Source organism: Flavobacterium cheonanense (genome assembly GCF_039539185.1).
Taxonomy (GTDB): domain Bacteria; phylum Bacteroidota; class Bacteroidia; order Flavobacteriales; family Flavobacteriaceae; genus Flavobacterium; species Flavobacterium cheonanense.
Map to the genome: position 1 here is coordinate 235666 of NZ_BAABCT010000001.1, position 15055 is coordinate 250720.

Annotated in this window: 16 protein-coding genes; 8 read left to right on the forward strand and 8 right to left on the reverse strand. The window is 28.9% G+C overall.

The genetic code is table 11. The annotated features are described in order from the left end of the window. Nucleotides 1-15 precede the first annotated feature (15 nt). The 4 genes from ABD766_RS01165 to ABD766_RS01180 are packed head-to-tail and all read left to right on the forward strand — an operon-like array spanning nt 16 to nt 1989. Nucleotides 16-477, forward strand: a complete 462-nt coding sequence (locus ABD766_RS01165) for a hypothetical protein (protein ID WP_298306720.1) — start codon at nt 16-18, stop codon at nt 475-477. A gap of 1 nt (nt 478) precedes the next feature. After that, entirely contained in the window at nt 479-706 is a 228-nt protein-coding gene (locus tag ABD766_RS01170) for a DUF6095 family protein (protein ID WP_344814993.1), read from the forward strand. A gap of 8 nt (nt 707-714) precedes the next feature. Beyond that, nucleotides 715-1089, forward strand: a complete 375-nt coding sequence (locus ABD766_RS01175) for a DNA topoisomerase IV (protein ID WP_344814994.1) — start codon at nt 715-717, stop codon at nt 1087-1089. Between the two features lie 42 nt (nt 1090-1131). After that, nucleotides 1132-1989 (forward strand): TerC family protein, encoded by an 858-nt coding sequence (locus tag ABD766_RS01180; protein ID WP_344814995.1) that lies wholly within the window; start codon nt 1132-1134, stop codon nt 1987-1989. A 117-nt stretch (nt 1990-2106) separates the two neighbouring features. On the opposite strand, the gene ABD766_RS01185 is transcribed toward ABD766_RS01180, so the two are convergent. From ABD766_RS01185 to ABD766_RS01200, 4 genes are read right to left on the reverse strand one after another with little or no spacing between them, the layout of a single operon-like run. Next, a complete protein-coding gene (locus ABD766_RS01185) occupies nt 2107-3675 on the reverse strand; it encodes a hypothetical protein (protein ID WP_344814996.1) in 1569 nt (522 codons plus the stop codon). Nucleotides 3676-3680: 5 nt separating this feature from the next. Then, nucleotides 3681-4091 carry a hypothetical protein gene (locus ABD766_RS01190; RefSeq protein WP_344814997.1) on the reverse strand — a complete coding sequence of 137 codons (411 nt, stop codon included), beginning with the start codon at nt 4089-4091 and terminating at the stop codon, nt 3681-3683. A 7-nt stretch (nt 4092-4098) separates the two neighbouring features. Next, the gene (locus ABD766_RS01195) at nt 4099-4332 is read right to left on the reverse strand and encodes a hypothetical protein (RefSeq protein WP_344814998.1); all 234 of its coding nucleotides are present in this window, start codon (nt 4330-4332) and stop codon (nt 4099-4101) included. 32 nt (nt 4333-4364) lie between these two features. Continuing rightward, nucleotides 4365-5141 (reverse strand): hypothetical protein, encoded by a 777-nt coding sequence (locus tag ABD766_RS01200; RefSeq protein ID WP_344814999.1) that lies wholly within the window; start codon nt 5139-5141, stop codon nt 4365-4367. Nucleotides 5142-5255: 114 nt separating this feature from the next. Between ABD766_RS01200 and ABD766_RS01205 the strand changes: the two genes are divergently transcribed. After that, nucleotides 5256-6482: a hypothetical protein gene (locus ABD766_RS01205; RefSeq protein WP_344815000.1), complete on the forward strand. Its 1227-nt coding sequence runs from the start codon at nt 5256-5258 to the stop codon at nt 6480-6482. Between the two features lie 3 nt (nt 6483-6485). Here the strand turns inward: ABD766_RS01205 and ABD766_RS01210 are convergent, their stop codons facing one another. Both ABD766_RS01210 and ABD766_RS01215 read right to left on the reverse strand, forming a co-directional pair. Beyond that, nucleotides 6486-7373 (reverse strand): EamA family transporter, encoded by an 888-nt coding sequence (locus ABD766_RS01210; protein ID WP_344815001.1) that lies wholly within the window; start codon nt 7371-7373, stop codon nt 6486-6488. Nucleotides 7374-7427: 54 nt separating this feature from the next. Continuing rightward, complete coding sequence (locus ABD766_RS01215) at nt 7428-9101, reverse strand: formate--tetrahydrofolate ligase (protein WP_344815002.1); 1674 nt, start codon at nt 9099-9101, stop codon at nt 7428-7430. 172 nt (nt 9102-9273) lie between these two features. Here ABD766_RS01215 and ABD766_RS01220 point away from each other — a divergent pair, with 172 nt between their 5' ends. From ABD766_RS01220 to ABD766_RS01230, 3 genes are read left to right on the forward strand one after another with little or no spacing between them, the layout of a single operon-like run. Then, complete coding sequence (locus tag ABD766_RS01220) at nt 9274-10110, forward strand: alpha/beta fold hydrolase (RefSeq protein WP_344815003.1); 837 nt, start codon at nt 9274-9276, stop codon at nt 10108-10110. A 1-nt stretch (nt 10111) separates the two neighbouring features. Then, complete coding sequence (locus ABD766_RS01225; RefSeq protein ID WP_344815004.1) at nt 10112-10597, forward strand: RNA polymerase sigma factor; 486 nt, start codon at nt 10112-10114, stop codon at nt 10595-10597. Further along, nucleotides 10594-11163: a hypothetical protein gene (locus ABD766_RS01230; RefSeq protein ID WP_344815005.1), complete on the forward strand. Its 570-nt coding sequence runs from the start codon at nt 10594-10596 to the stop codon at nt 11161-11163. Before ABD766_RS01225 ends, ABD766_RS01230 begins: the two co-directional genes overlap by 4 nt. Before the next feature lie 32 nt (nt 11164-11195). Here the strand turns inward: ABD766_RS01230 and ABD766_RS01235 are convergent, their stop codons facing one another. Continuing rightward, entirely contained in the window at nt 11196-13910 is a 2715-nt protein-coding gene (locus tag ABD766_RS01235) for a DNA gyrase/topoisomerase IV subunit A (protein ID WP_344815006.1), read from the reverse strand. 37 nt (nt 13911-13947) lie between these two features. Next, nucleotides 13948-15051, reverse strand: coding sequence for a PDDEXK nuclease domain-containing protein (locus tag ABD766_RS01240; protein ID WP_344815007.1), 1104 nt, complete (start codon nt 15049-15051; stop codon nt 13948-13950). Between the last annotated feature and the right edge of the window lie 4 nt (nt 15052-15055).

Genomic DNA, 15055 nt, shown 5'->3' on the forward strand with positions numbered 1-15055 from the left:
TTTAAAAATAAAAATATGAAAAAAATACTTTTAACATTCGCATTATTACTTTCTGTTCTTTCCTTCTCTCAAGAAATCTCTTTAGAAAGAGGTAAATATTATGTAAACGGAAGTCAGATTTCTACAAGAGAAACCAAACAATTATTAGCTTCTAATGCTGAAGCTTTGAGTAAATTCAAATCTGGACTTGGTAAAGAATCTGCTGGTGGTTTCCTAATTGGATTTGGTGGTGCTTTGGTTATTACCGATTTGGTAGTAGGTTTGGTTTCAGATGTAAAATATCCAACTGCAGCAACCTATATTGGAGCTGGAGCCTTAATTGTTGCAATTCCTGTTTTATCTGGAAAGAATAAAAAAATTAAAGAAGGAATTGATTTGTATAATAGCGGTTTGAAAAATCTGGGAGAAACAAATTCAAATTTTGAAGTGAATTTAATCGGAAACCAAAGAGGTTACGGCATCCAAATTCGTTTTTAATATGGCAACTAACAAAGAACTTTTGGCTAAAGGTGTAAAGTATTTATTTGGCGCATTGCCGATGATGTTTATTGGACCAAGTTTAATGTATAATGCTTTCATGAACAAGCATACCAATTGGCATTATTTAATTTTAGTAATTGGTTGTGCTGTTTGTATAACATCGGTTTTTTTAGCTTTCAAAGGAATAAAAACTATGACTGATGCACTTTTTAATGATAAACAATAGTAAATTTTATGAAAAAAATAATGCTTTTCTTTTTTACAATAACACTTCTTAGTTGCCAAAACAAATTAGAGTGTAATCCAAAAGAGTTTAAAACTGGTAAATTTGAATTCGTTCAAGAAGTTAATGGCAAAAAAGAAATTACAACATTTGAACGAACAGATAAATTACAAATTGAAACCTACAACGGAAGAACTGATACGGCTTCGGTTCGTTGGGTAAATGACTATGAATTTGTTCTTCAAAAATTGTATCCTAGAAATATGGCTGAAAAAAAGGCAATTTCTATGCGATTCATTTCTACTAAAGGAAAAACCTATACCTTTGAATATTCTTTTGTAGGAGAATCAAAAAAACAAATGGGAACTGTAACAAAAATCGATTAATTCCGTAAAACCACTTTAACAATAACTTTTTTAAACTAACCAATGGAAGTATTATTTACCACAGATGCACTAATTGCACTTTTAACATTAACCTTTTTAGAAATTATTCTTGGTATCGATAACATCGTCTTTTTATCAATTGTATCAGGAAAATTAAGAGCCGAAGACCAACCAAAAGCTAGAAGAATTGGACTATTGTTAGCTATGGTTTTTCGTATCATTTTACTTTTCGGAATCACTTGGGTAATGAGTTTGAAAGAATCTTTCTTCGATTTTGACTTAGGCTTTTTCTCAGGAGGAATTTCTGGACAAAGTTTAATCATTTTTGGTGGAGGATTGTTTTTGTTATACAAATCTGTATCCGAAATTCACCACAAATTAGAAGGTGAAGACGAAGCAACTAGTGGAAAAGCTAGTAACAGTTTGTCATCAGCAATTATTCAAATCGCTTTATTAAACATTGTTTTCTCTTTTGATAGTATCTTAACAGCGATTGGTTTAGTAAGTTCTGCCGAACCACCAAAAGGTTTTGGACCAGCTGGAGCAATAGAAATTATGATTCTTGCTATTGTAATTTCAATCGTAGTAATGCTTGCCTTTGCAGGACCAGTTTCTAAATTCGTAAACGAACATCCAACCATACAAATTCTTGGACTTTCTTTCTTAATCCTAATTGGAGTAATGCTTCTTGCAGAAGGTTCGCACTTGGCACACTTTAGATTTGGTAATGATGTAGAAGTTCATAGTATACCAAAAGGATACTTATATTTTGCCATTTTCTTCTCTTTATTTGTAGAATTCTTAAACTTAAAAATGAAGAAAAGTAGCAGAAAACCTGTTGTTTTACATAACAGTAAAATAATTGATAAAAAATTAGAAGATAGCGATATTACTAATTAATCGTATATCTTTAAAAGCAAAAATGGTCACTTCGAGAGCCTCAGTGACTATTTTTGCTTTTCATTCCAATAAGGGTTAGATTTTATCAATATTAAGTTTTTAGATATTTAAAATTTATTACCAATTTGAAATTTTAAAAACCTTTTTATTAATAACAGTAATTAATAATTTTCTATCAGTATTTAACCCAAAACTACAATACAATTTATATCCATTAGGATACTCATCTCTGGATTTTATAACCCAAGCTTGCAAAGGAATTGGTAATAATTCTTCAGGCATACCAATTGTAATATTTCCATTTAAAGCATCATCAACATATTTTTTTCCATATTTTTTGGTCATATCTGCAATAACCTTTTTATTTCCTTGTACTCTATTTATTTCTTTTGTTTTTTCATTGTATAATTCTTTAGTTTCTCTTTTTAACTTAGATGTAAGAGAACGTAACATTTCAGTTGGGAAAAAACCGCCTGAATAGTAAGTTTTAAATTCTAGAACAGCTATTCCAATATTTGTCTTTTCATCTATATATTCTCTAGGCTGGTAAATCTCGTCTTTCTCAAAGTTTAATTTTGGAAAAGCAAATATGTTATTCAAGTCAGAATTTAAATTAATCGATAAAGCATCGATTTTCAAATCTGAAACATCTAAAACACTTTTAAATTTTTCTTCTTCTTTAAATATGTTCTCCCAATAATCATCCTTATTCATTCCATTTAAATCGTTTGTACTTTTAGATTCTAAATAGAAGTAAAAAGAATCTGAATCAGTTTTTGGAAAATTACCGTTCCAATCAGCAAAATAATTTTTATGTAATTTTGAATAATTAATTTTTGATATTTTTAAATTATTTAAACCAACTGAAATATTAGCTTTTATATTTCCACTATTGTCTTTAAAAGCATTTATATTATCAATACTTAAATCTTTACCATCTAAATCAATAATTTCTTTATAGTCAATATTAAAATTTAAACCATTTATTTGAATAGATTTTGAAAAATTAAAAGGAATATTTAAATCATAATTGTTTTTACTTAAAAAAACAGTCATAAACTTTCTACTTTTTCCAACATAATTATCATAATCATTTGAATTAACTATTTCCTTTTGTTGAAGTATTAACAATTTAAATTTAGATTTTTCTAAATTAACTTTAAATGAATTTATTTGATTTTCTAATTGCTTTAACTTATCAATCAAATTTATTAATTCTTTTTTTTCAATTACTAGATATTTATCTTTATAATCTCTATTATAAAGTTTACTCTGATATGTTATAAAATCTTTATATTCAATTAAATAATATTCATTTTCATCCTTTCTAAAACTAAATATATTATTTATTTTTTTTGATAAATCATTAAAGTAGATAATCTCATGTTTAGATTTAAAACCATTAGGAAAAAAAACCAATATTTCTGAAAAAACATCATTAATTTTTCCAATGAAGTAAAAATTAATTGGCCAAAAATCTGATAAATTGTATTTGTTTAATAGCTCAATTTCTTCATCAAAATTATCAACGTTAGAAACATCTTTTATCTTAAAATAATTATTTATATTTTGGTTAAAATCATGTAAAACTGCATTTAACTTAATTTCTTTAATTATTTCTTTACTAGTTTGGGGATAAATGTTACAATAAATTAATAAAGTAATGTATAAAATACCTTTTTTCATATTTTCTAATTTAAATTATTGATTTGATAAAAAACACCTGAATTTAGTTGTTCTTTTATTGTTAATATATATTCTTGTTTTGAATCAAATGAATCTGGCCAAAAACTAGAAACATAACACCACATTAAATCAGCAACATCCTCTTTCTCAACAGTCAAACAATCTAAATAATAATGATACCTTTCACTGCAAAAATAATCTTCATCTAATTCGTCTTTTATTTTCTTTTTTTCAGTTGGAAAGCCTTCAATTAAATATTTTTTTTCTTCACAATAGGCAATAATTAGATTTTCAGCCTCTAATTCTAATAATTCAGAATCCTTAAACTCATCAATACCATATTCGTCATTAGATTTATGTTTTTGGGCGAGTATGTTAATTCTTAATTTGATTTCTTCAATAAACATAAAATTCAAAATAAAACTATTTAATTCTTTCGATTATCCATTCATTTGAAGATGTAGTTTCACCAACTTTCAGTACCCCACCACCAATTGAAGAATATGTTGTAATAGTTCTTCCCATTTTTCTTAATTGTGCTTGTAAGCTAGCACCGCTAGCAGCATTTGTTCCTTGATCAACTATGAAAGTTTCTCCAGCTTTAACTGCTAGGCCCCATGTATCTTTTGTAGCAGTATATTTTAATAAATAACCCATATTTTATATTTTAATACGTTATTAAGTTAATCTTACATTTTATTTATAATTTTATTATTTATTATAATATCAAATTCCTTTGATGAAATTTTATTTGAACCTGGTGCCCAAGTATTAAGATATATTCCACCCGATGGAGATTGCCACAAACTAATACTTCTATTTATTTTGGTACCCAATTTATTTTTAGGCCAATTATCAATCGTGGTAGTTTGATCAATTTCTTTGATTAATTTGTAATTTAGTAAGTTGAATAAATGATAATAATCTTTTCCTACTGAAATAATTGTTTTTAAAGCTGATTGTTTGGCTACTTCTTCAGCGATTTTCAAAACATTGCTTTCAATATAACTTGATGCAGTAAAAATATCTAGAGCCGATAATTTAAAACTACTTGAATGAAATGGGCAAATCTCGAGAGCAAATAAAGAAGTATTTTCAAAAGGTTTATTCAAAAGACGTGAAAGAAAAAATTGTCTATCAAACCAAAAACCCTTTTTTCCATTAAAGTAAGGAGTGTTAATTGCAAAATGCTGGTAATCATTAATTGCGTTATAATCATTTATAAATATTCCATTGACTTTGTGTTGCTCTAACTCTAAGATTGGACCAGGATTATAATTAAGAAAAACACCATCTGCTTTGTATGGGTTTCCTAAATAAGGTTCGGGTAAATAATCTAAAAAAGGTGTAATCTTATTATTTACACTTTTTAATGTAGAAAAAATACTTTTCTCAAATTCTTTATCTGGTGAATTTGCCCAATTTTCAATAAAAACTTGTTGTGACTTTAAAAAACTGTCAATCATAATAATAATATTTACAAAAACAAACTTAACAAATATTGCGTTTAAGAATCCCTCCAAGTTACTTCAAGTTTTAAATGATTATATCAGATAACTAGATTTTATTATTTTTACTTTATGAATGAAACTAAAAAACATATTAAACAAATTTGTACTCAAATTGAAGTTTCGGTAAATCGGAAAATAAATAGTTATCAAGATACTATTTGGTTATCTGACTTGTTTAAAGACAAAAAAATACTCATTTCTGCTTCAACTTTTGCTAGAATTTTTGGTATAACTAACTCCAAAACTAAACCTTATAAAGCTACATTAGATAATCTAGCTAAGTTTCTTGATTATAAGGATTGGGAAAACTATATAAATTATCAATCTAAATATCATTCCCATACAAATACATTTTTAAATGAAGATGTCAATGGTTTTTCAAAAATTAATCTTGAAATAGCATTACTAGTAAAAAACTATGAAGCTGTTAAATTGGAATTGGATAAATACGAAAAATTTATTACTATCAATAGTATTCATTTTGATGTAGCCAACTTAATTGGTAAATACGTAAAAATAAATAACTATGATAATGAACTTCTAATCATTTTAGCTAAATCAGCTGCTGGAAGAAGATTATTTTATGGTTGTTTTGTAGATGAAAATAATGAAAATAATTATTTTACAAAAGCGATATATAATTACTATTTACCACAAGTTCCAGATTTTGAAAATACACTTTTTGTTACTTGTTATATATTAGCACAAAAAATATATTTCGGAACAATTGATTATCCAATACTTAATAGCTATCAAAATTTAATAAAAGATATTGATATAGAAAACCTTCATTACCATTTAATTTCAAGATATTTTGAATGTAATATTCTTATAGATGGAACAAATAAAATATTACATAAAAATGTAGAGAATTATTTAAACTTAATTTCTCATTTTGCTTTCATTAAGCAAAAAAACGAGTGGTTATTGGCAAGAAGTATTAAAGCACTTCTACATTTTGGATTCAAAAAAGAACTGATTAATCATAAAAAAATTAATGAAATAATTCTCACTTCATTAATGAAAAAAAGAAAATCAAATAACTCAGCAGCACTTTATATTATTCAGCTTTATTACTTATATTGTAATTATAATTTAAATAATGGCACCTATCATCCGTTTTATTTATCAAATGAATACTTACAAGGAAACTCTAAAGAAAAAATCGCTATTGAATCCGCAACTACTTATGTTTTTGCAAAAGGGAAAAACCAAAAATTAATTAAACAAAATCTACAAGAGTATTGTAAATTAAATAAAATAAATTGGATTCTAAATTTAGTGTTTAAGGAATAAAAATTAGATCAATAACAAAACAGTACTTATTGTAATAAAAGAAATTAATATCCAATCTTCTTTAAATAATTTTTCATTAAAAAAATAGAATCCAGTACCTAAAATTAATACTTCAAATATCAACCCAATCAATATATTTAGACTTACGGGAAACAATATTAATGTAAAATTACTTAAAAAACTTCCACCCGCAATTAAAAACCCCATAAGAAGACAATACAGTAAATCTCTATTACTAATTTTAGGTGGCAATATCTTTTTGTCATAATAAACAATTAATAATAAGCATGACGCAAAAACACAAATTTCAAGGATAATACTAAAATTTAAAACACCAAACTTTTTAATTGGGATTAAGTATAAAACAAAAGATATCCCCCAAACAAAATTTGATAATAGCGTAAAAAGAAATTCTTTTGAAAACTTTATTTTCATAATATTATTTTTTTGATGAATTAGTAAGCCAATTACAATTATTAGAAATGATAAATATTTAGACCAACTTATTATTTCATTAAAAATTAGTATTGAAGTAATAAATGAAAAAAAAGATGTAATACCGCTTACAGGTACTATAAAACTTAACCTACCATTCTGCAAAGCTTTTGTATAAAAATAAAGTCCCCAAAAACTAAATAAGCATATCAGAATACAGACAATCCAATCATATATAGATGGTGAAAATTCATCATTTATAGTTAGATCAACTTCAAAATATAAAAAATAAAACTTGATTAATAATAAAAAAAATAATGATGATACTACTCGATAAAAAATAAAATGATAGTTTTTAACATTCAAAGTCAATACTTTCTTCCAAACAATCCCTGAAATAAAAAAAAATATTGCAGAAATAATTTTTATTATTAGGGATGTTTGAAAATCAAGCATTATAATTTTTTTTAATTTTTTTTAAATTGAACTTAACTTCAACTATAACCTTTACTAAGATAATCCAGATATTTTTCCGTTATTGTCAATATCAATTCGTTCAGCATTTGGAACTGCTGGCAAACCAGGCATTCTCATCACATCACCAAGTAACGGAACAATAAATCCTGCACCGCTTGCAATTTCAAACTCACGAACCGTTATAGTAAAATCCGTCGGACGACCTATTATCTTTTCATTATCAGAAAAACTTGCCGGTGTTTTTGCCATACAAATCTGAAATTCATTAAAACCCAACTCATTAATCATCTTCAATTGTGATTTCGATTTTGGAGAAAACTCAACTGAATTGGCTCCATAAATTTCTTTCGAAATCGTATTTATTTTATGTTCAATCGAATCTTCTTTTTGATATAAAGGTTTATAATTTGCTTCACCTTTATTGATTTCAGCTATTACTTTTTCAGCTAATTCAGCCGAACCTTTCCCACCATCAACAAAAGCTGTGCTTACAATTGCTTTAACACCTTTTGCTAAACACAATGCTTTCAATTTATCATATTCAGCTTGAGTATCATCCGGAAAAGCATTTATAGAAACCACAGGATTAATACCAAATTTCTGAATGTTTTCAATGTGTTTTTCTAAGTTGCAAAATCCTTTTTCAATTGCAGCTACATTTTCAGTTTTAAAATCTTCTACACCTAAACCAGCATGATGTTTAATTGCTCGAATCGTTGCAACTAAAACCACTGCATCAGGTTTCAAACCACTTTGTCCGCATTTTATATGAAAGAATTTTTCGGCACCTAAATCGGCACCAAATCCTGCTTCAGTAACTACATAATCTCCAAGTGAAAGTCCCATTTTTGTTGCAATTACTGTATTCGTTCCTTGCGCAATACTCGCAAATGGTCCGCCATGAAGAATGGCTGGATTTCCTTCTAAAGTTTGCACTAAATTAGGTTTCAAAGCATCTTTAAGTAAAACAGCCATTGCTCCTACTACTTTCAAATCACGAGCAAAAATTGCTTTTCCATCAAAAGTTTTTCCAACAAAAATATTGCCTAATCTGAATTTTAAATCTTCTAAATCTTTGGAAAGACATAAAATCGCCATCACTTCAGAAGCTGGAGTAATATTGAAACCATCTTCTCTCATTGTTCCATTGGCTTTGGCTCCAACACCAATAATGATTTGGCGCAACGAACGATCATTCATGTCCATCACACGTTTCCAAGCAATAGATTTTGGATCTAAATTCAAAGAAAACTTCGGATTTTGAAGATTGTTATCAATCACCGCAGAAAGTAAATTATTAGCTTTTTCAATAGCCGAAAAATCACCTGTAAAATGCAAATTAATATCTTCCATCGGAACAACTTGAGCATATCCGCCACCAGCAGCGCCACCTTTCAAACCAAAAACTGGTCCGAGTGATGGTTCACGCAAAACTCCAATAGCTTTTTTTCCGATGTAATTCAAACCGTCTGTTAAGCCAATTGACATTGTGGTTTTTCCTTCACCATATTTAGTTGGAGACATAGCAGAAACCAAAATAAGTTTTCCCTTAGGATTTTCAGCTTGTAATTCTAATGGTAATTTAGCTTTGTACTTTCCGTAGTATTCTAAATCGTCTTCTTGAATATTTATTTTTTCAGCAATTTTTCTAATGTGTTGTAAGGTTGCATTTTGAGCAATCTCAATATCGGATGGAAATGTTGACATTTATAGGAGTTTTGTTTTGAATTTAATCTGTTTTATTTCAAAATAAGTATACAAATATATAAATCAAAGAGTAGTATTTATGAACATTTCAAGCATTAATTAAAAAAAAATATTTTTTTATGTAACAATTTAAACACTACTGTATCAAAAGTAAAACTTTAAAAAAAATATCATGAAAACAAAATCATTATTACTCGTATTCGTTTCTGTATTAATTACACAAATTTCAACAGCTCAAAAATCCTTTTCTGTTTCTGTAAAAGGAAAAGGAGAACCAATTTTACTATTTCCTGGTTTTGGATGCACAGGCGAATTATGGGATGAAACTGTTGCTGAATTGTCAAAAACAAATGAATGTCACATTTTTACATTTGCAGGTTTTGGAGATGTACCTCCTATTGAAACACCATGGTTATCATCTATAAAAGACGAAATTATAAGCTATGTAAAAGAAAAAAAATTAAAAAAACTAACACTTTTGGGACATAGTTTAGGTGGAACTTTAAGTCTTTGGTTAGCATCATTAGAAACTGAATTATTTAAAAAAGCCATTTTAGTTGACGCACTACCTGCAACAGCCGCTTTGATGATTCCAAACTACAATGGTGAAATCATTGAATATGACAATCCACAAAGTAAAATGATGCTTCAAATGGATAAAAATAGCTTTGATGCTATGAATCTACAATCTGTAGCTTATATGTGTCTAAATAAAGAAAAACATAAAGTTATTAGTAATTGGATGAGTATGGCTGATAGAAAAACATATGTTCATGGTTATATTGATATGCTTAACTTAGATTTGAGAAAAGAAATTGCAAAAATTAAAATTCCTGTCGTAATTTTAGCAGCAACTAGTTTAGGTATAGATGTAGTGAAAAACACATATGCAACGCAATATCAAAATTTACCTACTGTTAAAATTCTTTATGCAGAAAATGCTGCACACTTTGTAATGTATGATCAACCTGATTGGTTTATCGAAAATGTCAAACTAGCACTAAATTAAAGTGAAAAAGGAAGAACAATTCAATCAAATTTTTCAAGAGCATTACCCAAAAGTATTTCGACTTTGTAAGGGTTATTTTAATGGTGATGAGTATTTTGCAGATGATGCTACACAAGAAGTATTCATAAAAGTTTGGGAGAAGCTTGAGCAATTTAGAAATGAATCAAGCATCAGTACTTGGATATATAGAATAACCGTAAATACATGTTTGCTTTATTTAAGGAAGGAAAAAACTAAAAAAGAAGTTTCAACTGATTCTTTCCCGATACTACAAATAGATGATTATTCCGAAGAAAAAGAAATGAAACTTAAAAAAATGTACGAATGCATCCAAAAATTAGATGAAACTGGAAAAATGATTATCCTCATGGTCTTGGAAGGAATTGACTACGATAAAATATCAGAAGTAGTAGGAATAAGCGAAGAAACGCTTAGAGTGAGAATTCACAGAATTAAAAAAAGTTTAACTCAATGCATACAACAATGAAAACATTTGAAAATTTACAAGATATTTGGAACCAACAAAATGACTTCAATACAAATAAAACAGCTTCTGAACTAATAAAAAAATCAGAAGAACATAGAAAAAAAATAAAATTAAATCATATTGCAACACTCATTATTATTGGCATTACAACTTTAATATTACTGTGTTATTTTATTTGGTTAGGAATTTACTCGGTTTCTATTTTTACAATAGGTTTAGTTTTGATGATTAGTTCAATGATTTTACGAATTATTTTAGAATTGATAAGTATTAAAAAATTTAATACTATAAATATTGAAACTTCTTTACTAGAGTATAGCAAAAACGCAGCATCATTTTACACCTGGAGAAAATGTATTCACTTCATTGCAACGCCAATTATTTACATAGTATATACTATTGGGTTTTCGTTATTAATACCAACGTTTCAAGAACAATTTTCAACACCTTTTTTTATCTATCTTCTAGTAAGCGGCTACGGATTTCTGATAATTTTTGCATTCTTTCTAAACAAAAAATTGAAAAAAGAAATGGAAATTTTAGCTTTCTTAAAAAATATTGAATAATAAAAAAGCCTTTCAAATGAAAGGCTTTTTTATTATTCTAAAGACAAAGTAATTTGTCCATCGTCATCTAATTCTGTTTGAATATCATCAGTAACGTTATCTTCGCCTGAGACTTCCATTTCTTCTGGAGCTTCCTCCACAGGTTCTTCATAAGGCAATGGCTCTAGAAGATTGACTTGTTTCAATTTATCGGCCGTTAATTGGTTTCCTAATGCCTTGATTCCTTTTACAGCAATAAATTGTTCTAAATCTATTGTTTGATTATCCTTTTGAACACCTTTCACTTTAGCAAAAATTACCTCAGCAACTGGACGCCAATCGGTAGAAACAATTTCTAATTGCGATTTCTCATGTTCGGTAATGAAGGTTTCTTCTTTATTTTCATTTTCAACCAAGAATCGTTTTACAAAATAACGTTCCTTTTCACCATCGTAATAAATCGTAGAAATTGGTTTCTTTGGATTCCATTTTTCAAGAACAATCATATCTTCGTCAAAATGCGTAGTCAATTCTGGAATAATGGTTTTCAATTTTCCACTTTGATTGATAATCAAAAGTCTATCGTTTGGACGGAATTCTCCCAACAACTCACCTCTTCCATCAACATTTAAACGTTGCACAGTGTCATCAAACCAAACTTTTCTCGGACGCAAAGTAGAAATTCCTTTCTCCTTCAATTCGATTTTCTTGATTGGATATTTGGTAACCGTATTTCCACGTGAAGCACGACCTTTTATGGCAATATCGGTAAAATCAACATCCCATTTTAGTTTTTTCACACTTCCAACTTGACGCAATAATATGGTTACAACCTCAGCTTCACCATTTGGATTTGCTGAGAAATATAAAGTTTGTGAACCTGGTTTTTCTTGTGTTAAATCGTAAAATTTATCACGAGTAACACCAGAAACATTGAAACGTTTTATAAATGTTGAACCATTTTTACCATCACGATAAATCATGTTATAAATAGTTCGCTTGTCATTTTTATCAAATACGTCAATGTGTATGATATCTTTTCCTACGAATTTTTTGTCATCTACTTTAGAAATCATCATTTTTCCATCGCGTAAGAAAACGATAACATCATCAATATCAGAACAATCGGCAACGTATTCGTCTTTTTTCAAACCTGTTCCAAAGAAACCTTCTTCTTTGTTTACATATAATTTTGTATTTCTTAAAACCACTTTGGTAGCTTCAATATTTTCAAAACTTCTCAATTCGGTTAGACGTTCGCGACCTTTTCCGTATTTCTCTTTTAATTTGGCAAAATAATCTATGGCAAAATCAATTAGATTATCTAAATGATGTTGCACTTCTTTCATTTCGTCTTCCAATTTGGCAATAAAATCATCCGCTTTATCCGAATCGAAACGAGTAATACGAATCATCGGAATTTGGGTTAATTTTTGCAAATCTTCGTCTTCAATTTCACGCACAAATGACTTTTTGAAAGGCTCGAAACGATCGTACATATATTTATAAAGCGCTTCTCTATCAGAATACAATTTGAAATCGATGTACATTTCCTCACGAATGAAAATCTTTTCTAAAGTCGAGAAATGCCATTTATTTTTAAGTTCTTCTAATTGAATTTCGAGTTCTTTCTTCAATAAATCAACCGTTCTTTCAGTTGAAATTTTCAACATATCGGAAACCCCAATGAACAACGGTTTGTTATCTTCAATCACACAACCCAAAGGAGCAACAGAGGTTTCGCAAGCCGTGAAAGCATACAAAGCATCAATCGTTTTATCTGGAGAAACTCCTGGAAATAAATGAATTAGAATTTCAACTTCGGCAGCTGTATTGTCTTCAATTTTCTTGATTTTGATTTTACCTTTTTCGTTGGCTTTCAAAATACTATCAATCAAAGTCGATGTATTGGTTGAAAACGGAATTTGAGTAATCACCAAAGTCTGTTTGTCTAATTGCGAAATTTTGGCACGAACACGAACACGTCCGCCACGCAAACCATCGTTATAATTGGAAACATCGGCGATTCCTGCAGTTTGAAAATCTGGATATAATGTAAATGGTTTACCTTTTAGAATTTTAATCGAAGCATCAATTAATTCGTTGAAATTGTGAGGTAACACTTTAGTTGATAGTCCAACCGCAATACCTTCAGCACCTTGAGCCAAAAGCAAAGGAAACTTTACTGGAAGATTGTTCGGCTCGGCACGACGACCATCATAAGAAACACCCCAATCGGTAATTTTTGGAGAATACAAAACTTCTAAAGCAAATTTTGACAAACGTGCTTCAATATATCTCGAAGCCGCAGCGCTATCTCCAGTTAGAATATTTCCCCAGTTTCCTTGACAATCAATCAACAATTCTTTTTGACCAATTTGCACCATCGCATCACCAATACTCGCATCACCGTGAGGATGATATTGCATGGTGTGTCCAACAACATTCGCCACTTTGTTGTAACGACCATCATCCAACTCTTTCAGCGAATGCATAATACGACGTTGCACTGGTTTGAAACCATCTTCAATCGCAGGCACAGCACGCTCAAGAATTACATAGGAAGCGTAATCCAAAAACCAATCTTTGTACATTCCTGTAACTTTGGTAATGGTATCTTCTGGATTCTCGTCGTTTTCGTAAAAGTGATTTCCGCCTCGAGAAACTATGTCCTCAAAGCCTTCATCAGCAATTTCGTCGTTGGTAGATTCGTCTAACTCGTCGTTAGTTTCTTCTTCGTTAATGTTATCTTCTTCTTCGTCTTTCATTTATGCTGAATATTTCAGTATCTGTTTAAATTAACTTCTATTTGCTATTAATTAATTTTATTAAATCTTCTTTACTTGGTAAAATTGTTTTGTATTTACTTGCAAAAATTTGTTCGTTATTATCAGGCAATGTGTATTCTACAACTAAATCGCTTTTGTTTTGACATAGTACAATTCCTATTGTTTTGTTTTCTCCTTCGAGGCACATTTCTCTATCATAATAGTTGACATACATTTGCATTTGACCTAAATCTTGATGTTTCAATTCGCCAATTTTCAAATCGATTAAAACAAAACTTTTTAAAACTCGATTGTAAAAAACTAAATCAATATAAAAATGTTTATCATCAAATGTAATTCGTTTTTGACGTGCTACAAAAGCAAAACCTTCACCTAATTCTAGTAAAAAATGTTCTAATTTATTGATTATTTCTTGCTCTAATTCTGATTCAGAATAGTTATGCAATTCTGGTAATCCTAAAAATTCTAAAATGTAAGGATCTTTTATAATGTCTTTTGGTTTTTCAATAATCTGACCTTCTTCTGATAATTTTAAAACACCTTCTTTATCTCTGCTTAAAGCCAATCTTGTATATAATGCAGAATCATATTGACGTTTTAATTCACGTACACTCCAATTGTGTTTTTCTGATTCAATTTCGTAGAAACTTCGTTCTTTTTCATCATCAATTCGCATTAGAAAGGTGTAATGTGACCAAGTAAGTTTAAAAAAAGATATAAGTGTTTGAAAATCAATATTTTTAAATTCCGTAGACAGTGACTGCGTTTTTTGCGAATCCAATTCCGTAGACAGTGTCTGTGGAATTTGAATATTTAATATCCGTAAGAGCATAGTCGAATTTGAATAAATCAAATAAAATTTTCTAATTTGCTCTAAACTACTTAACGAAAATCCCTTCCCAAACTCCTTCGTCAATTGTTGAGAAAGTCCTTTTAGGATTTGTTTTCCGTATTCGGCGCGTTCTTTTCCATTTTGTTCTTCTTCAACAATCATTCTTCCAATTTCGAAATACGTGTAGGTCATTGTTGAATTTACCGTACGCAAAACTTGTTGTTGTGCATTTTGCAATAACACAACGACTTGTTGGAATAACGCTTTATTTTGAAGTTCTTTTGACAAAATT

Excerpts from the sequence above, each read along its gene's own strand:
- ABD766_RS01170 (WP_344814993.1), top strand. The coding sequence starts at position 479 with ATGGCAACTAACAAAGAACTTTTGGCTAAAGGTGTAAAGTATTTATTT.
- ABD766_RS01235 (WP_344815006.1), bottom strand. The coding sequence starts at position 13,910 with ATGAAAGACGAAGAAGAAGATAACATTAACGAAGAAGAAACTAACGAC.
- ABD766_RS01180 (WP_344814995.1), top strand. The coding sequence starts at position 1,132 with ATGGAAGTATTATTTACCACAGATGCACTAATTGCACTTTTAACATTA.
- ABD766_RS01220 (WP_344815003.1), top strand. The coding sequence starts at position 9,274 with ATGAAAACAAAATCATTATTACTCGTATTCGTTTCTGTATTAATTACA.
- ABD766_RS01230 (WP_344815005.1), top strand. The coding sequence starts at position 10,594 with ATGAAAACATTTGAAAATTTACAAGATATTTGGAACCAACAAAATGAC.
- ABD766_RS01195 (WP_344814998.1), bottom strand. The coding sequence starts at position 4,332 with ATGGGTTATTTATTAAAATATACTGCTACAAAAGATACATGGGGCCTA.
- ABD766_RS01185 (WP_344814996.1), bottom strand. The coding sequence starts at position 3,675 with ATGAAAAAAGGTATTTTATACATTACTTTATTAATTTATTGTAACATT.
- ABD766_RS01210 (WP_344815001.1), bottom strand. The coding sequence starts at position 7,373 with ATGCTTGATTTTCAAACATCCCTAATAATAAAAATTATTTCTGCAATA.
- ABD766_RS01165 (WP_298306720.1), top strand. The coding sequence starts at position 16 with ATGAAAAAAATACTTTTAACATTCGCATTATTACTTTCTGTTCTTTCC.
- ABD766_RS01215 (WP_344815002.1), bottom strand. The coding sequence starts at position 9,101 with ATGTCAACATTTCCATCCGATATTGAGATTGCTCAAAATGCAACCTTA.
- ABD766_RS01200 (WP_344814999.1), bottom strand. The coding sequence starts at position 5,141 with ATGATTGACAGTTTTTTAAAGTCACAACAAGTTTTTATTGAAAATTGG.
- ABD766_RS01175 (WP_344814994.1), top strand. The coding sequence starts at position 715 with ATGAAAAAAATAATGCTTTTCTTTTTTACAATAACACTTCTTAGTTGC.
- ABD766_RS01205 (WP_344815000.1), top strand. The coding sequence starts at position 5,256 with ATGAATGAAACTAAAAAACATATTAAACAAATTTGTACTCAAATTGAA.